17 protein-coding genes and 3 pseudogenes are annotated in these 23587 nt (G+C 39.1%); 15 read left to right on the top strand and 5 right to left on the bottom strand.

Annotated elements, in window-relative coordinates; translation table 11 throughout:
• Nucleotides 1-45: 45 nt before the first annotated feature.
• The 14 genes from GD630_RS17415 (at nt 46) to GD630_RS17480 (ending at nt 18638) form a co-directional block, all read left to right on the top strand.
• A complete protein-coding gene (locus GD630_RS17415; RefSeq protein ID WP_032579573.1) occupies nt 46-429 on the top strand; it encodes a MobC family plasmid mobilization relaxosome protein in 384 nt (127 codons plus the stop codon).
• A complete protein-coding gene (locus tag GD630_RS17420) occupies nt 395-1321 on the top strand; it encodes a relaxase/mobilization nuclease domain-containing protein (protein ID WP_143865129.1) in 927 nt (308 codons plus the stop codon). The genes GD630_RS17415 and GD630_RS17420 overlap by 35 nt, the downstream gene beginning before the upstream one ends.
• Nucleotides 1322-1325: 4 nt before the next feature.
• Nucleotides 1326-2045, top strand: a complete 720-nt coding sequence (locus GD630_RS17425) for a hypothetical protein (RefSeq protein ID WP_025868197.1) — start codon at nt 1326-1328, stop codon at nt 2043-2045.
• 350 nt (nt 2046-2395) lie between these two features.
• The gene (locus tag GD630_RS17430; RefSeq protein ID WP_032579587.1) at nt 2396-2698 is read left to right on the top strand and encodes a hypothetical protein; all 303 of its coding nucleotides are present in this window, start codon (nt 2396-2398) and stop codon (nt 2696-2698) included.
• A 468-nt stretch (nt 2699-3166) separates the two neighbouring features.
• The gene (locus GD630_RS17435; RefSeq protein ID WP_081030034.1) at nt 3167-3310 is read left to right on the top strand and encodes a DNA alkylation repair protein; all 144 of its coding nucleotides are present in this window, start codon (nt 3167-3169) and stop codon (nt 3308-3310) included.
• A 141-nt stretch (nt 3311-3451) separates the two neighbouring features.
• On the top strand, nt 3452-5122 hold the full coding sequence (locus GD630_RS17440) for a DUF6377 domain-containing protein (RefSeq protein ID WP_025868201.1): 1671 nt from the start codon (nt 3452-3454) through the stop codon (nt 5120-5122).
• Nucleotides 5123-5323: 201 nt separating this feature from the next.
• Nucleotides 5324-8305 carry a SusC/RagA family TonB-linked outer membrane protein gene (locus tag GD630_RS17445; RefSeq protein WP_032579569.1) on the top strand — a complete coding sequence of 994 codons (2982 nt, stop codon included), beginning with the start codon at nt 5324-5326 and terminating at the stop codon, nt 8303-8305.
• Between the two features lie 20 nt (nt 8306-8325).
• A complete protein-coding gene (locus GD630_RS17450; protein WP_050444320.1) occupies nt 8326-10050 on the top strand; it encodes a RagB/SusD family nutrient uptake outer membrane protein in 1725 nt (574 codons plus the stop codon).
• A 41-nt stretch (nt 10051-10091) separates the two neighbouring features.
• Nucleotides 10092-11756: a SusF/SusE family outer membrane protein gene (locus tag GD630_RS17455; protein ID WP_172681606.1), complete on the top strand. Its 1665-nt coding sequence runs from the start codon at nt 10092-10094 to the stop codon at nt 11754-11756.
• A gap of 39 nt (nt 11757-11795) precedes the next feature.
• The gene (locus GD630_RS17460; protein WP_025868204.1) at nt 11796-13172 is read left to right on the top strand and encodes an alpha-galactosidase; all 1377 of its coding nucleotides are present in this window, start codon (nt 11796-11798) and stop codon (nt 13170-13172) included.
• Between the two features lie 33 nt (nt 13173-13205).
• Nucleotides 13206-13613 carry a CBM35 domain-containing protein gene (locus GD630_RS17465; protein ID WP_162173726.1) on the top strand — a complete coding sequence of 136 codons (408 nt, stop codon included), beginning with the start codon at nt 13206-13208 and terminating at the stop codon, nt 13611-13613.
• Nucleotides 13610-15604, top strand: a complete 1995-nt coding sequence (locus GD630_RS17470; RefSeq protein WP_032579563.1) for a glycoside hydrolase family 97 protein — start codon at nt 13610-13612, stop codon at nt 15602-15604. Before GD630_RS17465 ends, GD630_RS17470 begins: the two co-directional genes overlap by 4 nt.
• Nucleotides 15605-15626: 22 nt before the next feature.
• On the top strand, nt 15627-17753 hold the full coding sequence (locus GD630_RS17475) for a glycoside hydrolase family 97 protein (RefSeq protein ID WP_025868206.1): 2127 nt from the start codon (nt 15627-15629) through the stop codon (nt 17751-17753).
• Between the two features lie 333 nt (nt 17754-18086).
• The gene (locus tag GD630_RS17480; RefSeq protein ID WP_143865128.1) at nt 18087-18638 is read left to right on the top strand and encodes a helix-turn-helix domain-containing protein; all 552 of its coding nucleotides are present in this window, start codon (nt 18087-18089) and stop codon (nt 18636-18638) included.
• A 99-nt stretch (nt 18639-18737) separates the two neighbouring features.
• Here the strand turns inward: GD630_RS17480 and GD630_RS17485 are convergent, their stop codons facing one another.
• The 5 genes and pseudogenes from GD630_RS17485 to GD630_RS21600 form a co-directional block, all read right to left on the bottom strand.
• On the bottom strand, nt 18738-19892 hold the full coding sequence (locus GD630_RS17485) for a PDDEXK nuclease domain-containing protein (RefSeq protein WP_025867454.1): 1155 nt from the start codon (nt 19890-19892) through the stop codon (nt 18738-18740).
• A 25-nt stretch (nt 19893-19917) separates the two neighbouring features.
• Nucleotides 19918-21141 (bottom strand): site-specific integrase, encoded by a 1224-nt coding sequence (locus GD630_RS17490; protein WP_008776926.1) that lies wholly within the window; start codon nt 21139-21141, stop codon nt 19918-19920.
• 244 nt (nt 21142-21385) lie between these two features.
• Nucleotides 21386-21679 (bottom strand): annotated as a pseudogene (locus GD630_RS21415) (recombinase family protein); the annotation flags it as partial.
• Nucleotides 21679-22230 (bottom strand): annotated as a pseudogene (locus tag GD630_RS17495) (DUF1016 N-terminal domain-containing protein); the annotation flags it as partial. The pseudogenes GD630_RS21415 and GD630_RS17495, both read right to left, overlap by 1 nt.
• A 24-nt stretch (nt 22231-22254) precedes the next feature.
• A pseudogene (locus tag GD630_RS21600) lies at nt 22255-22335 on the bottom strand (site-specific integrase); the annotation flags it as partial.
• A gap of 503 nt (nt 22336-22838) precedes the next feature.
• Between GD630_RS21600 and GD630_RS17500 the strand changes: the two are divergent.
• On the top strand, nt 22839-23522 hold the full coding sequence (locus GD630_RS17500) for an energy transducer TonB (protein ID WP_007763474.1): 684 nt from the start codon (nt 22839-22841) through the stop codon (nt 23520-23522).
• The last annotated feature ends 65 nt before the right edge of the window (nt 23523-23587 follow it).

Consider the following 23587-nt stretch of genomic DNA (forward strand, 5'->3'; position numbering starts at 1 on the left):
CCCGTTGGTCGCAATTTTTAAGACACTATTTAAACGTAAAAACTTATGACGAATATAAAGGATAAGCCGGGGGGACGTCCGGCAAAGAAACGGATAGAGAAGCAGCAACGGGTTGTCAGTACGAAACTGACCGAGTTGCAGTATTACGCCATCAGAAAGCGAGCCGGAGAAGCCGGGTTGCGTGTCAGTGAGTATGTACGGCAGGCAGTTGTTTCGGCAGAGGTCATACCCCGGCTGAACAGGAAGGATGCGGACACCATTCGCAAACTGGCAGGGGAAGCCAACAACATCAACCAGTTGGCGCACCGGGCGAATGCCGGAGGTTTCGCACTGGTGGCGGTGGAACTAGTGAAACTGAAAAACAGGATTGTCGAAATTATAAACCAGTTGTCGGATGATTGGAAAAATAAAAAAGGGAAGCGGGTTTAAGGGCTGCGTGAACTATGTGCTTGGCAAGGAACAGGCGGCTTTGCTCCATGCGGAGGGGGTACTAACAGAAAGCCGGGGAGATATAATCCGCAGCTTCTGTATGCAGACCGGGATGAATCCCGACTTAAAAAAGCCAGTCGGACATATTGCGCTAAGCTATTCGGCAGTGGATGCGCCCAAATTGACAGACGGGAAGATGATACAGCTTGCGCAGGAGTATATGCGTGAAATGAAAATCACCGATACGCAGTATATCATCGTGCGCCATCAAGACCGGGAACACCCACATGTGCATATCGTATTCAACCGTATTGACAACAACGGCAAGACCATTTCGGACAGGAACGATATGTACCGTAACGAGCAGGTATGCAAGAAGCTGAAAGCCAAGCACGGGCTTTATTTCGCTGGTGGAAAAGAACAGGTGAAGCAGCACCGCTTGAAAGAGCTGGACAAATCGAAATACGAGATTTACAACGCTGTAAAGAATGAAATCGGGAAATCCCGAAACTGGCAGCAGTTACAGGAGCGGTTAGCGGAAAAGGGTATTACTATCCGGTTCAAGTACAAGGGACAGACAGGCGAGATACAAGGCGTTTCCTTTTCCAAAGGTGAATACACGTTCAAGGGTTCGGAGATAGACCGTAGTTTCAGTTTCTCCAAACTGGATAAATGTTTTGGGGATGTAGGGCAGATGACAGTCGGAAGCAATAAGCAGACGGTTACCGCACCTGTTCAGAAATCAGTATCAGCACCCGACAAAGCGGATAATTCTTTTATAACAGGTTTAGGCGGTCTGTTTTCCGGTTTGTCAGCCCCGGCTGATGAAATGCCCGATGATTCCTTTTTGAGAAAGAAGAAGAAAAAAAAGAAAAAACAACTAAAGTTATAAGCGTATGGAGGAAAATTTGATTTTAGAGGGGCTTCTCTCAATGGTTACAGAACTGAAAGAGAAGCAGGAAGCACAGGTAACGCCAGCCAGTCGGGGGGAAACTCTCGAAAGACTGAACGCAATCGAACAGGCATTGTCGGAACTGCACAGTAACCCGGCTGTTCCCGAAAAGGATTTGCAGGCTATCCAAAGCCAGCTTGACGAGATAAGGAACAGGATGCAAGGTCAGCAGAAACATATCGAGGACACCAAGAAAATAGTATTGGAAACCTACCGTTGTTTCAAGGTAATGATTGATGTTTTGGGCTCTTGCAAGACGGATAAAGAGGAAGCTACGCCCTTACCGCTCTATCAACGGATTTACAACAAGGTAGCTTCTTGGATTTGTCCGGGATTGTTTCTTTTTTCGGCAGTGCTGGTTATCTGTTTCGTTTCCATATTCTTGAATGTTCGTTTGGCTGAACGTATGCAGCAGTTGCAGGACAACGATATGAAATACCGCTATTTGTTGATGCAAGGACAGGCAGACGGAGAAACTTTTGATATGCTGGAAAACAAGTTCAAGTGGCAACGGGATAATGGTTTTATCCGAAGGCTGACCGATTCAGTGATGGATTTTGAATACCGCATCCAAAAGCAGGCGGAAGCACTGGAACGTGCAAGGCTGTTGAACGAGCAAGCCGAACAATTGAGAAAAGAAGCCGATAAACTGGGTAAACTATAAGCGGAGTAAAGCTGAAGTTATGAACCGTATTCATAACTTCGGCTTATCTAAATTAGTTTGACTTAGATAAAATATTGATGTTGAAAAGAACAAAAAAATATTTTTTGCGAATTTAAATCTGAAAATTGTTATTTTTGCATGGACTTTGATTTATTGAAGTCTATAAATGTATATATTAAAGCGTTAGCTTTTATTCTTGCTTCTGAAATTTGGCGATTTTAAGTACTGCAATGAATTTAAGTGAACGCCTGCGCTATAGCGTGGGCTTTCCTTATTTGCAGTACAGGCTCGCCAAAGTCTCAGAAGCGTAGGGGATGTTCCACGCTTTTTTCATCTTAAAAAATAATATTATGGAAACGAAGAAAAAACAAGTTTTTAATGGACAAGAATTGGCTATGTTGTTTCAAGCTTTTTCAAAAAGAATATTTTCCAGACCTCAAAAGGGAGATATTTATTCAAAATCCAATTACTCGGATGATAATAGTTGTACATTTTATATTAGTTTATCTTATTATGACACGCTGTTGAAAGAATTTCAAAATGCGTATGTGCAAGGAAAGTTTGCGCACAGTAATGCTAATATTACATGGGTAAATTTAATGAATAAATTGATTGATGCCTCTAATGTTGTTGATTTTGAGGAAGTGAAGTAAAATCGATAAGTAAACGTATATAAAAAGAGAATAGCTATAAATCAATGATTTATAGCTATTCTCTTTTTATATACGTCATTGTCCACAATTTTGTGTGATAGAAAACTCCAAGATTTAGTTTTTTTTATTTATACAATTTATTGGATAGTCTCGAATTTTATAAGAAGGTTTGTGTTAAATCGAAAACAGAGATATTCGAACAGTGTGAACAGTTATGGCAGTTGGATAACTGAGAAGTTGTAGTGGCGTGTGCCTATTCATTAAAAAAGTGTTATGAACCGAAAGATTTCTCGGTATGTATTTTATCTGGAAGCATGGATAAAATCGGATAATTGTTGGGTACATCAAGATGTTGCAGTAACTCTGATTATCCCTGCTCGAAAGGGTTTGTGTTTTGAAGATATACTTGAGATTACTACAGCTATGCTGTGCGATCAAGATGAGATGGTGTGAAAAGATTGCGGTTGGATGCTTAAAGTAGTGAGTGAATCACATTGGGATGAAGTTTTTGATTTCGTCGTACACTATAAGAATGCTATGTCACAAACAACTTTACGCTATGCGATTGAGAAGATACCTACCTATTTGAGAATATATCCTTATAAGGCGTAACAATGCTTGTTATGTTCCAAAACAATGCTTGGCGTTTTTTACAAAATGCTGTTCTATAATTGGTGTATATATCCGAAATTGTATAATTTTGCAGTATTCTTTTATTAATGTGTTAACCATTTCCACGAAAAAACTATCTATATGGATGCATATTCAATTTTATATTCACTGTATTGTCAAGTTATCAGGTCTGTTTTACTGAGTATGGTGTTTAGCTTTGTTATTATGCCGGTTGCCGCAGTAACGTCCATGCAAATAGATTCGGTATTATCTGCACTTGATACTGAAATAGACAATCGTCACAGTTACATTGTGGCAAAGGAAAAGCAGTTGATTCTGCTTAAAAACAAATTGGCTAACCTACCTACTGGAGAATCCCGTTTTGATTTATGTAGTATTCTGTATAGCGAATATCGAAATTATCAATTTGATTCAGTGTATGCCTATGCTGACAAGATGTATGATATCGCTATTGAAAACAACAATCAGTCAGAGCTCGTTCTAGCGCATGTGGCTCTCCTCGACTGTTACACTTCGGTGGGTTTCTTTAAGGAAGCCGCTGAAGTGGATAAGTTGATTAAAGTTACTGCTATTCCCAAAGCGGTTCTGCCACACTATTATACCTTAAAAGCACGTATGTTTCAAAATTTGGAGTCGTATGTAGGTCGTGAATCTAAATTGGGGCTTCGTTATGCTCATTCAAGGGAAACGTGTTATGATAGTATCTTGTCCCTGACTCCTGTTGGCAGCTATGAGCATGATTATGCAGCTATTGAGAAAAAGGTGATGTGGAAGTATCTACCGAGAGAATCTATTGATGAGCGCATCCGACTACTTAGGGTTCACCATTTGAACGATCATGAAAAAGCAATCAACTATTCTATATTGAGTAATACATATAAAGGTGTGGAGCAAGTAGATTCTGCAATATATTTTGCTGCCCTTGCAGTAATTTATGATATTCGCTCGTTAACTAGAGAAAATACAGCTGCTAAAGACCTTGCTATATTAATGCAGCAACGCGGTGACCTTAGTCGAGCAAGTCGATATATTCATTTAGCTCTTGATGATGCCAAAACCTATAATTCACGAATTCGTCAGATTGAGGTTAATTCTGTACTTCCATCAATAGAAAATGCACGTTATGTATGGCTTCGTAATACAAAGACCATGTTAATATATGCCATTTCATTATTTGGGCTGTTGCTTCTTCTTCTGTTTTTAATGTATGCTAAAATTAGAAGACGTAATAGAAGTTTGTGTGAGTCGAATGCAGCTATTCGTAGTAAAACTGAAGAACTCGATAAATCAAATGAACAGCTTTCTGAGCTGAACTTGAAACTGAAAGAAGTGAATGAAATCAAGGACCGTTACATTATTGAATCTATCAAAGCCAATCAATATGTAAACGAGGTTGCTGAGATGAGTAATACCGCCATACGTAAGTTGAATGATAAGAAATATGATGAAGTAAAATATTTGTTGTATGATATGGGGGTTAAAAAGGAATGGCAGCGGCTGTTTTCAGCTTTTGATAAAGCTTTTATGAAATTGTTTCCTAACTTCGTTGATGAATACAACAAGTTATTTCCAAAAGAATATCAGGTCAGCATCGATAGTTCTGGAGAATTGTCCACTGAAATAAGAATTTTTGCCCTGATGCGTGTTGGCATTAGTAATCCGACGGATGTGGCTAAATATTTAAATCTGTCTACCAATACGATATATGTATATAAAGCCAAAACCAAAGCTAAAGCACTTGTCCCTAAAGAGGAATTTGATGATTACATTATGGCAATTCCCAAAGTATAAGGGATAAAATCAGATTATAGCATTTGAGAAAATCTTTATTTGACCTTAATTATTTCATATCTGTAAAATGGGTAATAAGTTGATTATCATCTTATTATCCATTTTGTTTTTCTTAATTATCAGTTTTGTATTTTTATCTTGTATAATTGCATTCTATTTTTGTGATAGAATTTTAATCTCAATTAATTTAATATCATATCCATGAAAAACTTACTATCAAGATTTGTGTTATTAACATTGTTAGTTATGTCTGGTTGGACAACTATGTTGTTTGCTCAGGCAATCAATGTTTCGGGGACAGTTGTGGATGCGGAAACCGATGAGCCGCTCATTGGAGCAACTGTCAGACTAAAAGGGGTAGCCTCAAAAGGTTGCACTACGGATGTCGATGGCAACTTTTCTTTTACTGGGATTTTGCCTGAAGCAGTATTGGAAGTCAGTTATCTCGGTTATAAAAATCAGACTATCTCAGTTAATGGAATGAAGAGGCTCACTATCAAGTTATTACAGAATAGTGAACAGCTTAATGAAGTTGTGGTAATCGGTTATGGTACCATGGATAAGAAAGAATTGACTTCTTCAATTTCTCATATCAATGAGAAAGATTTTTTGAAGTCTACCTCTCTTGATGTATCTATGATGATTCAAGGTAAAGTACCCAGTGTATCAATTACTAATACCGGTGCAGCCGATCCTAATAATCAGGCTAGTATCCAGATTCGTGGCGTATCGTCGAGAAGTGCGGGAACCGGTCCGTTAATTGTGATTGATGGGATTCCCGGTGGAAATCTAACGAACATCAATCCCAACGATATTGCCAGTTTTGACATACTTAAAGATGGTGCAGCAGCAGCTATTTATGGAACACGTGGTTCTAACGGGGTGATTCTTGTGACAACCAAAAAAGGAACGCGTGACGGGCAGATACATACTTCTTATATGGGAACGGTTTCAGCAAGTGTTGCAAATCATGAATTGGATATGCTTACTGCCAAACAATATCGCGCATTGCGTATTCCGGGTGGTTATGGTAATGATCTTGGTGGAAATGATGATTGGTTAGATGCTGTGACGAGAACGGGTTGGATGCATCAGCATACATTATCGCTTAGTGGCGGAAACAATAAAAACAATTACCGTGTATCGATAGATTATCGTAAAGCTGAGGGAGTGGATTTGTACTCGTCACGGGAGGAATATGGTGGAAGAGCAGGCATACAGCAGACGACACGAAACGGACTATTCACTTTTACAGCTAATGTAGCTCCAAGGCTTATTAAACGTAAAAACTCATCTTGGGATGTATTTCGCAATACGTTGGAGATTAATCCCACGACTCCTATTATGGATGTAGACAATCCAGGTCAATATACTGCAATTACTGGTCAGGCTGCTGGATACAATCCTGTTGAGTTGATTAACCTTGAAGATAATACTTCGGAAACGAAACTTTTAGACTATGATGCTACTGCCAAACTTAACTTATTACCTTTATTATGGAAAGATTCTGAGAATGGGCAGATTTTAAATACACAGATTACGTTTGCTGGACACGAATCATCGAATTTCGATTCTTGGTTTCGTCCTTCTACTTCTACACTAGCTATCGCCCAAGGATATTCTGGTGAAGGATCGCGCAAATATGCAAAGCAGTCTCAACGTATTCTGGAATGGCTTACTAATTACAATGGTTCATTTTGCGGGCATAATGTAAAAGCCATGGTTGGTTATTCTTATCAGTATACAAAAGATCAGAATCTCTCTGGTGAGAACAAAGATTTTATAAATGACGGTATTGGTTCTAATAATCTCGGTACTGGCGATTGGGATAAGGAAGAAGGCCATGTGGGAGTGGGTTCATGGGCTGAAGATTCCAAGTTGATAGCTTTCTTTGGTCGTGTCAGCTATGACTGGAAAAGCCGCTACTTGCTAACTGCTTCACTACGGCATGAAGGTTCTTCAAAATTTGGTAAAGATCATAAGTGGGGGAACTTCCCTGCTGTTTCTGCCGGATGGCGTATATCGGAGGAGTCATTTATGCAGGATATTAGTTGGATTAATGATTTGAAAATTCGTGGTGATTACGGTGAAACCGGTAATCAGGATTTCGGCAACTACAGGTCACTCAGTACTATGTCAGGGTTTGGTTATTACTATTATAACGGACAGTGGTTACAAGTGTGGGGGCCAGGTAAAAATGTGAATAATGACTTGCATTGGGAAAAGGCAAAAAACTGGAATATTGGCATCGATTTTTCGCTATTAAACAATCGTATTTCCGGTTCTTTCAATTATTATAATCGTAAACAGCAGGATCTTTTGGGAGACTATAATGTTCCTGTTCCACCCTATTTGCATTCTACAACTTTTGTCAATGTTGGAACGATGAAAAATTCGGGATTTGAGTTTGACCTTCATTTTACTGCGATACAGTTGAAAGATTTTGACTACTCTATCGATTTTGTTGGGGCTACTATGGACAACAAGTTTGTTAATTTCAGTAATTCCGATTATGTGGGACAGGATTATTATGATATGGTTGAAACTTCTGATCCATATCCGCTCTATACCTTACAACGTATTTCTGCTGGTGAACGTATCGGTAATTTTTATATGTGGAAATATGCTGGTATTGATAAAAACGGTAATTTTATGATTTATGACCGGGAAGGTAATATAAAACCTGCTGCTAACGGAACAAATGATGACAAGCAAATTGTTGGTAATGGACTTCCAAAGTTTACCGCATCGATGACACACAATTTTCATTGGCGCAATTGGGATCTTTCCATTTTCTTTCGTGGTGCATTTGGTTATGATATTTTCAATGTACATGATTTCTACTATGGTACTCAGAGTTTTACAGGAAATGTCTTGCAAAAAGCATATACAAAAAATGCAGAAATAAAAGGTAAAAATGTGGTGACTGATTATTATTTGGAAAAAGGAGATTATGTGAAACTTGATATGCTTTCGTTAGGGTATACATGGCCCGTTAAATCTCATTTTCTAGAATCTGTCAAATTTTCGTTTACAGCAAAGAATCTTGCAACTTTTACCCGTTACAGTGGGGTAGACCCTTCTTCTATACAAACTAATGGATTGACACCGGGAGCTACTGGTTCACGTACATATTATCCGAGTTGCCGTCAGTTTATTCTTGGCGTACAACTTGATTTCTAAACTTATAAAATTTTAAAATCATGAAATCTAAAATATTGGCCATTATAGGCGGATTCGTTTTCACTGTCATTACAACTGGATGCACGGATTTGAGTGAGACTGTATATAGTGATGTTATGAGTGATAATTACTATAACACTAAGACAGATGTTATACGAGCAGCTCTTCGCCCCTTTGAACATGCTTATTGGTCTATTCAATCAAATATTCCTCTTAACGAACTAACGGCAGACCAAATAATGACCTGTACACGTGATGGGTGGTGGGATGATGCTGGACAATGGCGGGCTCTTCAATACCATGAGTTAACTCCTGAAAGTAAATATCTTGATATGGAATGGGATGGTTGCTACACAGGTATTATGCAAAGTAATTACATAATAGATGATCTTAGTAGATTGGATCCTGCTGATTTTGGCTTTTCCGAGCAGGAATTCAGTAATCTGAAAGCTCAGAATCGTGCTCTTCGAGCTTGGCTGTATCTGCGTTTACTTGATAAGTTCCGAAATGTTCCTCTCTATACTTCTTCTGATCCTAAAAGTGGATCTGGCGAACAAGTCTCTTCCCAAAAGCTGTTTACTTTTATAGAAGATGAACTAAAAGAAATCCTCCATCTAATCAATGCTAAATCGGGGCTTGGTGGCAACGGTAACGAACAAGGGCAATGGACCCAAGCTGGAGTTGCGGCATTATTGGTACGCTTATATCTGAATGCTGAAGTATATATTGGAGAAGCACGTTGGACAGAGTGCATTACGTATGCCCAGAAAATAGTTGATGGAGAATATGGACCCTATCAGGTAGCAGACCGTTGGGATGAAGTATTTGACTGGAATAATGATATTTCTGATGAGGTTCTCTTCGCTTTTCCCAGTAGTCAGAATTATACTTTTTGGCTTTACAAAGGTGATACGTTTTGGTGGAGCGTCCCACAACAGATGGAATATTACGTTAATGATTCCAAAAGCGAAGGTGGTGATCATAACTGCAAATATGCCCTTACTCCAAGCTATGATCTGAATGGTAAACTTTACAGTTATACACTCGGTAATACTGCTCAGAAATTTCGTAATTATCCTGAAGATGTCAGATTGAAACTTTACAAAAATCTTGGTAACAACAAACGTGAGGGGTTGTTCCTGTTTGGTTCTATTCCTGTTGTAAAAGATGGGGTGAGGGGGAATATGACCTCCCCTGATGGTAGTTATGAATTGTATATTCGTGATGCTGTCGGACAATTTAAGGGACTACGTCCTAATCAATGGCCTATAAACAAAACTAGTAATCTCCGTTCAGGAGACCATCAGTCCGGATGGCATTATGTAAAGTATCCATTCTATAGTGATGATGAATCCGGTCAAATGGAATCGGATTTTGTGGAAATACGCCTTCCGGAAATCATATATGCTTTAGCAGAGTGTCGTTTTCGTTTGGGGGAATTGTCGAAAGCTGGAATTTTACTCAATTCCGTGCGTAAACGCAATTATCCACAAGAGAGATGGAGTGATTATCTTTATGTTCCGGAAGGAGGTGTTGCACTTGATGAACAGGAACTCTTGGATGAGTGGGGACGCGAGTTTCTTGGTGAAGGACGTCGTCGTGTCGATTTGATTCGTTTCGGGAAATTCAATACAGGTTCATGGTGGGATAAGACGCCCGATGAAGATGATCATACAAAGATTTTCCCCATTCCGCGTAAATCATTGGATACAAACCATAATCTTAAACAAAATCCTGGCTATTGATGCCGCAAACTTATTTGAACTTTTAAACAATGAAACAAAAGATGAAGACAATATATAATTACCTATTATTGATAGTGGGATTCTTCTTCACAGTGTTGCTGAATAGCTGTGATGCAGAAAAGGAACTAAAGGTTGTTGAAACGGGTGATGCTTCACTCTATGAACAGATTTATATTCTTGGTTATGGGGCAGAAAACAATTTTGATTCTAATTTGGCTGTTCCGATGGAAAAAACATCTAATCCGAATATATTTACTTGTCAAATAGAATTGCGTTATTACGGTGACAATAAACAATTTAAATTTTGTACTGCACGAGGTGATTGGGATAAAATTTATTATATCATCCCTTCCTCAGGCGTGGTGGGTGGAAAATCTTATGCTTATACTACATTTGGAGAGAATGCACCTAATAATGCACGTCTTTGTTCAGAACTGACCGGAGATCTTGAAGACCATTTTTGGGGTATTCATGAAGGAGAAGATGGTATTTACGATATCACTATTAATGTGAAAGATATGACGGTAACTGTTGTATTAGTAAAGAAACTTGATGAAAAAGAGTTTGAACTAAATCAACTTTTTATTATTGGAGATGCTACCCCGGCTGGTTGGGATATTAATAATCCCTATCCAATGGAAAATATTTCACCAAATGTGTTTCAGTATGAAGGAGCGCTTAGACAGGGGGAGATGAAATGCCCTATTAATAATAATGGAAAATATGAAGATGAGTTTCTTATGCCTGTTGTAGCGGGAACAGTCATAAATAAATCGGGTGTTGCTGACGTAGCTGTGGAGTATGTGCCTACCGGTAATCCTGATAGCAAATGGAACATTGAGACCCCCGGCAATTATAGAATTATAGTAGACGCTTCGAAGGGTAAAAAGAACATTACTATTACTGCGACTTGGCTTAGTGAAATTGAATTAGGACCAGAACTTTATATGCTTGGAAATGCATCTGGCAAATGGAATTCACCTGATGGGCTATATATGGATTCGTCCGATGGGAATATCTTCACTTGGGAGGGAGAAATCCATTATAATACAGAAAATAAGCAGTTCAAATTTTGTACAGAAAAAGGTGAATGGGACCAAGTTGATTTTCTTGTTCCGGAAAATGCTACTGCTGACGGGTATATCGAAGTCATACAGCCTGGAACCTATAGGTTGCAACGTTGCTCACAAGGTGAAGGTACACTAAAAGATGCATTTTTCGGAATACCGGAAGAAGGTAGTGCCGTATACAAAATTATAGTGGATGTTGAATCCTTAACAGTTACGTTAGAAAAGGTTCGCGATCTTGACAAACCAGAGATTAACGAATTGTATATACAGGGGGTTGCGGGTAATTCTGGTACTGATTCAAATGATCCGGGAGTACAATTGATATATGATGAGGCATCCAAACGTTTTAGTTGGGAAGGTGAACTTTATTATACTGAGGCAGAAGGAAATCGTCAATTCAATTTCATTACATCTAAAGGAAATTGGGATCAAGTGGTTTTCCTTATACCAGAAAAAGGCGATAGTGATGGATATCGTGAGTTAGTAGAAGACAGTGGCATTTATAGGATGAAGAAAGTTCAGGGACCTGGTAATCCGTTGGCTGCGTCATGGGGTATTTCTCTAGAAAACAGTGGAAAATATCGAATCGAAGTCGATGTCGAGGGAATGACACTTTACGTGTTCAAGATAGAGTAAATTTGTAATTATAGTAATAAACTATTAAATCAAAATGATATGAATATTAGAAGTATATTTTTGTGTGGACTTGTTTTTGTTTCAGTAGTAGTCAGTGCTCGTGATAGTAGATTTACGAGACATGGCGCTGGTCCTCTTTATTGGATGGCCTACGAACAGTGTTTTGTAACTGATAGCCCATTGGCCGAGGATCGTTATCAAAAATCGGTAGATTGGGTAGCCAAGAATTTTCTCTCTTACGGTTATGATATGGTATGCACTGATGGTTGGATTGAAAGAGCACAAACTGTAAATGAAAATGGATATATAACGAAGTATAATGACGCTTGGAGTCATGATTTTGCCTATTGGATCGATTATAACAAGAAGAAAGGTTTGAAAACAGGGATTTATTACGATCCGTTGTGGATGTCGAGAAAAGCTTATGAGAACAATTTACCAGTGAAAGGCTCTACAAAGACCACTCGTGATATCAAGGGAAATGTTAATTTTAATGATTATCTTTATTGGGTAGATACAGATAAGGAGGGTGCTGAACAGTGGATTAAAGGGTATGTACGTTATTTTATTGATCTTGGATTCTCATTTCTTAGAATAGATTTTCTGAACTATTACGAAGATGCTTATGGTACAGAACGTTATGTGAAGGCTCTTCGTTGGATTAAGGAAGAAGCGGGTGATGAAATTTTTATCTCTTTGGTAATGCCCAATTGTTTCGATCATGCCGCTAACGAAATTCCATACGGTGATCTTTTTCGTATTAGTGAGGATGTTTTCGGTGGGGGATGGGATTTTATCAGTAATCGTCGTCGTGGCATTCAACAAGACCGTTGGGCACAGTGGGGCAATGCTTTTGATGGTTTTGTTGGATTTAGTGATGTAGCCGCCCGTGGGCAAATCATGATGGATGGCGACTTTATTAGGTTAAATACTTGTGAAAGTGATACAGAACGTCAGTTTTGGGTATCACTAATGGCTATAACCGGTTCGCCCATAGCTATTGCCGATCAGTATGATACAGCTAATGGGTGTGAGCGTTTTTATCAAAACGAGGAAATTCTGGCACTTAATAAAATGGGATTTAGTGCACGTCCAATGTCGGGTAATCCATCAGAAATTGCAAGCTCGAAATGGGTGGGGCAATTGCCTAATGGTGAGTGGATTGTTGGATTGTTCAACAGAGAGGAAGAAGCTTCAAATATGTCTATTAACTTTTTGCGTGATTTAGGTATTAAAGAAGGAAAAGTTAGTAATATACGTGATCTTTGGACTCATTCTGATTTAGGTGCTTTTGAAGGTGCTTATAAAGTTAACATACCTGCACATGGATGTCGTATTCTTCGTATCACATCTTCATGCAAACGTTATCAGGCTGAAGTTGCTGCTCTACGTGGCAGTGTAAAAGTTCAAAAGTAACAACCGATTATTAATTTGTAAGAAATGACTGAAATGAAAAAGATTATATTTTCCTTTTTTATAGCGATAACAGTAGGACTGATGTCTTGCAAAAACGATTGGACAATAGACGATGCGGATTTACCGCCGATAGCGGAGAACTCTGACGGGTTTGGTTATGTGGGTAATTTTACGGGTGAAGGCGCTTCTGTGCTCTTTGCTGTTGAGGTACCTGTGACTGGCGATTATACAGTTATTGTGCGAGGACGTGCTTCCTCTGATATTCCGGGTGCTGGTGTTTTTAAGGTAAACGGAGATGAGAAGCAGATTTCTTTTGATGAACAATATGTTTGGAAAGATCAGACTGTAACTGTAAGACTTAACCAAGGCGTGAATGATGTTGATATCTGTAAGGGTAGTGGTAATGGTATGTTCTTTATTGATTATATTGAATTGAAATGATACATAAAATTTTTATTAGTTGCTTCTTTGTATTATGTTCGAGCATGTTGATGATGGGTAGTAATACCCATCATATAGCATCCCCGGATGGGCATATAATAGTGACGTTCGAGGTTTCTAAAAAAGGGGAGATCTTTTATCGGATTGTTCGTGGCGGAGAAGTAGTGTTGTCGCAATCGAGATTGGGCTTGAAGCTAAAAGACGTTCCTGACATGATTACCGGATTTTCAGTTGCTAGTATTCGGCGTAATACTGTTTCGGAATCGTGGAATCCGGTATGGGGTGAAGAATCGGTAATTGAAAATAACTATAATGAGATGGCGCTTGATCTCGTGCAGAAGAAAATAGCTCCAGGTCGTGAGATTAGTGTTGTATTTCGCGTATTTAATGATGGTGTCGGATTTCGTTATGAATTTCCGCGTCAAGCACAATTGGGTGACTTTGTAATCATGGATGAACTTACCGAATTTACTTTTGCAGATAACCATACGAGTTGGTCACTTCCAGTAGAAGGGATACGTTTTTACGAAGGTCTATTTCGTGAACTCCCTATAGATAAGATAGGATGGGCGAGTACTCCGGTCACCATACGTACTGACAAAGGATTGCATATAGCACTTCATGAAGCTAATTTGACAGATTTCGCTGCTATGAATGTACGAGCTACACCGGGAAGTAATGTACTTCGTGCTGCGCTTACACCATGGAGTAGTGGTGAAAAGGTATTTGTTACTGGTGTACGGGTAAGTCCATGGCGTACACTGATAATCGCTGACAATGCCAGTAACATGATGCTTTCACGTCTCATGCTTAATTTGAATGAACCTTGTCGGATAATGGATACTTCGTGGATAAAGCCGCAACGCTATCTTGGTGTTTGGTGGTGTTACCACATGAAAACTCACACATGGTATGATGGACCACAGCATGGAGCTACAACAGAAAATACTATTCGTTATATGGATTTCGCTGCTAAAAATAATTTTGGTGGAGTATTGGTGGAAGGTTGGAATCCAGATTGGAAGTCATGGAATTTTGATTATGTACATCCGTATAAGGATTTTGACATTACACATATTAATAATTATGGACGTAGTAAAGGAGTTGCACTTATTGGCCATCATGAAACGGGTGGGCGAATTGCTAATTATGAAAGGCAGATGGAAGATGCATTTAAACTTTATCGGCAAAATGGAATGCACTATGTCAAAACCGGTTATGTTGGAGATTTGCTAGATAATAAAGAATACCATAGTAGTCAGTTTGGGGTGAGACATTACCGTAAGGTGATTGAGACTGCCGCCAAATATCAGATTGCCATCGACAATCATGAGCCTGTCATTCCCACAGGGTTACAACGTACTTGGCCGAACTTAATGACTCAAGAAGGAGTACGCGGACAAGAATGGAATGCATGGAATGAAGAAGGTGGTAATCCGCCGGAACATACAGTGACTTTACCATTCACCCGGGGATTGGCTGGCCCTATGGATTTTACTCCGGTTATATTCAATTTTGAGAATGACGCAATGCCACAGACACATCCCAATACAACACTTGCCAAGCAACTGGCACTGTTTGTGATTCTCTATTCGCCGCTTCAAATGGCTGCTGATATGATTGAAAATTACGAGAATAATCCTGGTCCATTTCAATTTGTTTGTGATTGTCCTACCGATTGGGATAAAACGACTTATCCGGAAGCTGAGATTGGGAAATATATAACTGTTGCCCGTAAAAGTAAAGGTCATGATTCTTGGTATTTGGCTACTGCTACTGGTGCAGAAGCCCGTATAGCTAATATCAGTCTTTCTTTTCTAGATGCTAACAGTAAATATAAGGCTATTATTTATCGCGATGGATGTGATGCTGATTGGGAAAGGAATCCTTATCCGGTAGAGATTGAAACTCGTGAAGTAACTGCTAATACGACGCTTTCAATTCCTGTTGCTCGTGGCGGTGGTGCTGTTGCAAAATTATTTAAAATATAATCTTTGTATTATTTTGACATTTATGATAACTCAACTATTTAAATCTTTAAGTTTGGCATTTTGCTTGGCATGTACAACCTCAGCTTTTGCCGAACAGCTATTTTCATCGCCTGACGGCAATCTGAAAATGAATTTTTCTTTATCTTCAGAAGGGCGTCCGACTTATGCGTTGTATTATAAGGGGAAAACTGTTATAAAGCCAAGTGGACTTGGATTTATGCTAAAAAACTCAGACCAATTATTTGAAAAGTTTAAAATGACTGCTGTAACAAATGATTCGTTGAATGAAACGTGGCAACCTGTATGGGGAGAAGAATCGGTCATACGTAATCATTACAATGAAGTGCTAGTAGATCTCAGGCAAGCGGATACCAATCGTCTAATGTCTATACGTTTTAGACTTTTTAATGATGGACTCGGTTTTCGATATGAGTTCCCACAGCAGCGCGAATTAAGTTATTTTGTTATCACAGACGAGTGCACGGAGTTTGCTATGTCGGGTGATATGACGGCCTATTGGATTCCAGGAGATTATGATACACAGGAATATGATTACACACGTAGTCGGCTTTCGGAAATACGTGGATTAATGGAAAAATCGATTTCTGACAACTTGTCACAGACGTCTTTTTCGCCTACTGGAGTACAAACTTCATTGATGTTAAAGACCGATGATGGTTTATATATTAATCTTCATGAAGCTGCTTTAGTTAATTATCCGGCTATGCACCTCAATCTTGATGATAAAAATTATGTATTTAAGTCATGGCTTACGCCCGATGTCAATGGGGAGATGGCATATATGCAAAGTGCCTGCTATACACCTTGGCGCACCATCATTGTCTCCGATGATGCCCGTGACATTCTCGCCTCCCGTATCACGCTCAATCTTAATGAACCATGTAAACTCAAGGACACTTCATGGATATTTCCTACCAAGTATATTGGTGTTTGGTGGGAGATGATTACTGGGAAAAGCGATTGGAGCTATACATGGGATTTTCCTAATATTCATCTTGGAAAAACAGATTATACCCATGCTAAGCCTCATGGACGTCATGGGGCTACTACAAAGAAAGTGAAACGATATATAGATTTTGCAGCGGAACATGGTTTTGACGCCGTGCTAGTTGAGGGATGGAATATCGGTTGGGAAGATTGGTTTGGTAATTTTAAGGAAGATGTATTTGATTTTGTTACCCCCTATCCTGATTTTAATTTGCCTGAAATACGGGATTATGCCAAGTCCAGAGGCATAAAGATGATTATGCATCACGAAACATCTGGTGCTGTACGCAATTATGAACGTCGTATGGATCAAGCATATCAGTTTATGGTGGATAATGGATATAAGGCTGTTAAAAGTGGTTATGTTGGTGATATAATACCCAAAGGTGAACATCATTATACTCAGCGAATGGTTAATCATTATCAGTATGCTGTTGAAAAGGCTGCTGATTACAAGATTATGGTAAATGCTCATGAGGCAGTACGTCCTACTGGTCTTTGCCGAACATGGCCCAACCTTATTAGTAATGAGTCTGCACGTGGATCTGAGTATCAGGCTTTTGGAGGAAGTAAGCCGAGCCATACAACGATACTACCATTTACCCGTCTTATTGGTGGTCCGATGGATTATACTCCGGGGTTGTTTGAGAATGATATAACAAAATATAATTCTGATAAAAAATCGTGGGTGAATACTACACTTGCCCACCAGCTCTCGTTATATGTCACAATGTCAAGTCCGCTTCAGATGGCTGCCGATCTTCCGGAAACTTATGAGAAATATCTCGACGCTTTTCAGTTTATTAAAGATGTGGCCCTTGATTGGGATAAAAGTTATTACCTTGAAGCTGAACCAATGGAATATATAACTGTAGCTCGATGTGCAAAGAATACTGACAATTGGTTTGTAGGTGGTACTAACGGTGAAGTTCCTCGTATTGCGACAATTGATTTTTCATTTCTTCCTACAGGGCAAAAGTATATTGCTACGATTTATCGTGATGGTAAGAAGGCTCATTATCGTAATAATCCCACAGATTATGTGATTGAGACAAAGACTGTCACTAATAAAACAACGTTGAAAATTAGCACTGCATCTGGTGGAGGTTTTGCTATTTCACTTGTACCGAAAGCTTCTTAGGTCCTGTTTAATTTTGTACGCTATACTCTCTTTGGGAAGTATAGGTTATCATTCTTTCGAATAAAATAGCGACTTTGTATCATTTAATTCGTAGGACTATACTTCTACGAATTAAATGATACAAAGTTAAGTAGGTATAGATAACTACCGAAAGGTATAGATAGATAAATCCGCATAGCTCAATGAGTTATGCGGATTTTCTTTTTAGTTAAACTTTGTATTTCTTTTGTTATATTCGGATATTAGCTGTATTATTGTGCCATAATTGTACCAACACTTATTGGTAGATAATGTGACACTTAACAAGCATAAGTAATAATAAAGTAGAATTGTATGGGTGCAGCAAAGTTTGAGATAACAAGGAAATGCAAGATTTGCGGTGAGCCATTCGTCGCAAAGACTATCACGTCTTGGTATTGCTCACCAAGATGTTCTAAAGTTGCATTTAAGCGCAGGAAAGATGAAGAGAAAAGAAATGAACGTTTGGATGCTATAGCCAAAGCTATTCCCAATGACCAGGAGTACATAACAGTTCCCGAAGCCTATTCTTTGTTTGGCATCAGTAAGGAAACCCTTTATCGCCAAATCCGAAAGGGCGTTATTCCAAGTGTTAATGTAGGGCAACGCCAAACACGGGTAAGCAAAGAAACGCTTATGGAGATGTACCCTCTAAGGAAGAGTCTGCTTAAAAAGCAGTCCAAGCCCATTCCCAAGCTGTATAGTTTGGAACCAAAGGATTGCTACACGATACAGCAAGCGTGTGAGAAATATCACATGAATGACAGTACACTCTATCTTCAAATCAGAAAGTTTTCAATTCCTACTCGGCAAATCGGCAATTTCGTATATGTGCCCAAAAAGGGAATAGACAATCTCTATAAATAAGCATCCTTATGAAGAAATCTCTATCCCACACCCGTGTTTCCGTGAAACTTCGCAAGGCAGAGTTTCGAAAGAAGAAATAACCTTTTCTTTTCGCCAATTTTAAAGTTTGTAACTCTCATAGTTTGAGGAAGAAATGAACTCTTTTATTTCTTCTTCTGTTGGAAGTTCTATCCTATACTTCTGTACAAAGATATTTGGGTCTAATCCGGCAGTGGCATACTTTACTAATGTATCTCCCTTTTCAGTGCAAAGCAGAATACCGATAGGTGGATTATCATCCGGCTGCATCACTTCCGCTTTGAAATAGTTCAGATACATATTTAGTTGCGAAGCATACTCATGGTGGAACTTGTCTATCTTCAATTCTACAATAACATGACATTTCAAAATACGATGATAGAACACAAGGTCGGCAAAGAAATAATCTTCATCAATCAAGATGCGTTTTTGCCGGGCTTCAAAGCAGAAGCCATGTCCCATTTCCAATAGGAAGCGTTGCAAGTTGTCAAGAATGGATTGTTCCAAATCGTTTTCCGTCACTAATGCACGTTCATTCAACCCTAAGAACTCCAAAGTAACAGGGGTATTGATAACATCTTTAGGTTGTAATAAGGTTGCTTGTTGCTGGACTAAAGCGGAGAGGGCTTCTTTGTTTTTGGATAGTCCGCTACGTTCGTAATATAAAGATGCGATTTGTCGCTCTAACTCCTTTACAGACCAGCAGCCACGCATGGTTTCCATTTCATAGAAAGCACGTTTTACCGGGTTCTCAATTCCCGATATGGTATTTAAATGGGTGGAAGATAATCTGTTGAATAATCTATCAGCCGGAATCATCCACGTTTCGGTTTGTGGGTATTCTGTTGATAGTTTCCAAACGCCATTTTCAGATTCGGCGGTCACCAACCGCCGAATTGGTTCAGTGAATTCGGCGGTCAATGACTGCCGAATTTGAATTTGTGATGCAATGTATTGTGTAACAGGTTCTTTTAGTTGTGGATAAACGAGGTACAGCCGCCTAAATTCACGGAATCTACGTTCGTTCAGACCTTTTGTTTTCAGTCGTTGTTCCAGTTTTTTCAACAATTGTTCACCGTAGGCGGCACGGTCTTCTCCGTTCTGCTCAAACTCCACGATATAGCACCCCATAAGCCAGTTACGGGAAGTAAGGGCAAGGTTTACAGCGTGTGCGGCTTGTGCCTGCAACGTGTTCTGTATCGTGCTGATATGTTTTACTAATGCTTCAAAGTTCATAGTTACAAAGATAAGTCTTTTATGGTTAAAACTTTAGTTCGGGCAAGCTGTTTATTGCTTCCTCTTTCAATTTATCCACCGCACGGGTGTATTTCTCCGTATGCTTCAATCCGCTATGCCCTAAAAGGCTGGCTACGGTTTTGATATTTGCCCCATTGTTCAGAATGTTCACGGCAAACGAATGTCGGGCACAATGCCAGCTTATATGTTTGTCTATTCCGGCTCTCTTTACCCAACGTTTTACTGATTTACAGCAGCTTTCGTAAGTAGGTAAATCGAATATCAAGCAGTTTTTATCTGCCGGGGCTTCACCAATGATAGACAATAGACCATCATTCAGGGGAATAACTACACCACTACTGGCAGAATGTCCCTTTGTCTTACTTTGCTCAAATTTCAATAACCGATTAGCGTAATCCACATTCTTATAGGTAAGGTCTTTTACATCACAGAAACGCAGACCGCAGTATAAGCAGAAGATAAAAGCACGTCTGACATTCGGGTTCTCGTTGTCATAATGGCAAGCCGCCAACTTTTGTATTTCTTCGGGAGAAAGAACATCTTTCCGAAGCATTTGGCTATCCACTTTGCAGGTAACACTTTTGCATGGGTCTTTCAACATTACATCGTGGTCAATCGCATATCGAATAACTTTCTTGAAACGCTGGTAAATGCTTTTAGCCCCTTCACCTACACTTCGGGATTGCAGGTAGGCTACAAACTGCTCCATCATTTCTTTGGTGATAAGTTCCGGTTTGATACTAAACTCATTCATGGGGTATTGCTCTTTTAAGAAGTCCTTAAAACGGCTAAGTGCAATTTGTACCATGCGAATATCTTTCTTGGTATAACTGTTGATATAGGCTTGGAAATAGTCTAAGAAATTGACCGTTCTATCTTTTTTTAACCGATAGCCCAACATACTTTCTTTAAACTCCTGTTCACGCTCCGCACGTATCTTTGTAGCAAGCTCCAACGTTTCTTTGTTCTGCTGACGTTCTGCAGGGGTACGGGGCTTATCTATCAGATACAGACTAAGGTTTTCTTTTCGCCTGTTGTGCTTTACTGCAAACTTGGGCTTACCTTGCATCTTTCCACTATCATAGTACACTTGATTGCCGTTTTTATCTAATACGGGCTTTTCCTCTCTACCTAAATAATACTCTAAGTAAAGGCTAATTCTACCATCCGAGAGCTTATTTTGTTCTAACTTGGGGTTTTCTTTCGTTTTATTTTCTAACTTTGCCATTGTTTAGAGGTTTTATCCCGATTTAGGTACCATAACCGGGTGATTACGCTAAATAGTTGATTTTCTTTTGTTTTCCGATATTGCAAAGGTACAAAAGAAAATGATATTTCAAAGTGTACTAAAAGTGTACTGAATAACGGAAAATGGGCAAAATATGGCAAAAATAGAGAAAATAGGAAATATACAAGTGATTGATAATAAAGAAGATATGTTCTTTTATTTTCCTATGATTTCTATGGCTTGTACCGGGTCTGGGTACTGAAGCGGAGAAAGTTGAAAAACTCTCTCCGCTTTTCTTTTCTACTCCCCGTAACTCGTTGGTTTGCTGATAGATTAAATCAAGCACTTTGTTATAAGAATTGGTTCGATATGTTTTTCCGTCAAATTCGATTTTTTCGGGAAACATCGAACTAATTAGCTTGATTTTAATTCCTACAGGTGCATCTCTTATATAGCTATCTATATTGTTAATCAGGTTGATAGAGTAATCTAACTTTGGTTCGATATTACTACGGTTGGGGTTCTCCTGTATTTCAATAAAGACACTATTTGTCGTTCCAATTCTCTTGCAGACCGACAGTCTCTCATTGCTTCCATTTCATAAAAAGCACGTTTGACTGGGTTTTCAATTTTGGATATAAATTTTAAGTGAGAATATGGCAGCCTGTTAAATAGCTTTTCGGCAGGTATATTCCAGTTATTAATCTGATTGTCTGCTGTATTTAATCTGGCACACATCGTGTGCCGAATTGGTTCTGTGAATTCGGCGGACAGTGTGTTCCGAATTTCATTTCCTGATATTATGTAGTGCAATATTTGTTCTTTTAGCTGTGGATAAATAAGGTACAGCCGCCTAAATTCACGGAATCTACGTTCATTCAGACCTTTTGTTTTCAGCCGTTGTTCCAGTTTCTTCAACAATTGTTCACCGTATGCGGCACGGTCTTCTCCGTTCTGCTCAAATTCCACGATATAGCAACCCATAAGCCAGTTACGGGAAGTAAGGGCAAGGTTTACAGCGTGTGCGGCTTGTGTCTGCAACGTGTTCTGTATCGTGCTGATATGTTTTACTAATGTTTCAAAATTCATAGTTACAAAATAAGTATTTTAGGATTAAAACTTTAGTTCGGTCAAGTTGTTTGTTGCTTCCTCTTTTAATTTATCCACTACACGGGTGTATTTCTCTGTATGTTGTTAGGAGTGTGGTATCTGCAAGGGTATCCTTTCCTATGGATATGTATTTCGTTACCTAATCAGTTTTCGTTCAACAACTGTCGAACGATAGTTCAACAATTGTCAAGCGCTCGTTCAACAACTGTTGAACGAAAACCAATTAGGCAATCGAAAAACTAATATAGGTAAGAAGAATAGATAAAGATGTATTCTGAGGAACTGTTGCATTCTGAAAAATAGATATGCAAATGCTGTTTGTTAAAAGGCGATGGGCAATTCGCAAGACTGACTGAAATTTCCTGTTTATTCTGTTTTTGAGGTAAAAGCTGTAAGTTGAATTCATAAATTTTATCCAAAAGAAGGCAAAAGAATAGAATAAACAAGCGGAAGCGTAACACCCTGTCAATAAAAATACTATATTTATTGCAGCTAGAGAGCACTTTAAGTAATGCTTAAGAGGAAAAATGAGAAGTAGTATATATACTATATATTTTCTATTATTAATTACTTAAACACATTTTTTTATGGAAGCCAAGAAATCAAAAAAGGCTGCAATTGAGAATCAACGGGGTTCTTGGTTGTTGATGGGTTTGGTTGTTGCGCTCGCTTTCATGTTCGTTTCGTTCGAATGGACACAACATGATGTCAGGGTTGCGGCACTATCATCAGATGATGAATCCATCTTTGTGACAGAGCTAGTTCCAATCACATTCCCTGAGGAGAAACTGGAACCGCCTCCACCTCCCGAAAATAAGGTCGTAGACATATTAGAAATAGTAAAGAACGATATAGAGGTGACGGACGAGGTTTCTACAGTATCAGAGGATATGAATGCAGTTCATGAAATTGTATGGATACCGCCTGTGGTGGAAACCGAAACGGTAGTTGAAGACGTTATTCATGTCAGCGTTGAGATTATGCCGGAGTTTCCGGGTGGTACGGCTGCTTTAATGAAATATTTAAGCGGTAATATCAAGTATCCGACGATTTCACAGGAAACCGGCTCACAAGGAAAGGTTATTGTTCAGTTTGTTGTAGACAAGGACGGGACGATAACGAATCCTGAAGTGGTACGAGGGGTTGATCCGTATTTGGATAAAGAGGCTGTTCGTGTGATCAGTTCTATGCCGAAGTGGAAACCCGGAGTGCAGAACGGTAAGAAAGTTCGAGTAAAATATACTGTGCCTGTAATGTTCAGACTTCGGTAATTGCTTGAAATGGATGAGTGTAAAGAGGGTATGTCAAGATTCGGAATCGAATGAGCCATTGACAT

Origin of the sequence: Bacteroides zhangwenhongii, from assembly GCF_009193325.2 — a bacterium.
Lineage (GTDB): Bacteria > Bacteroidota > Bacteroidia > Bacteroidales > Bacteroidaceae > Bacteroides > Bacteroides zhangwenhongii.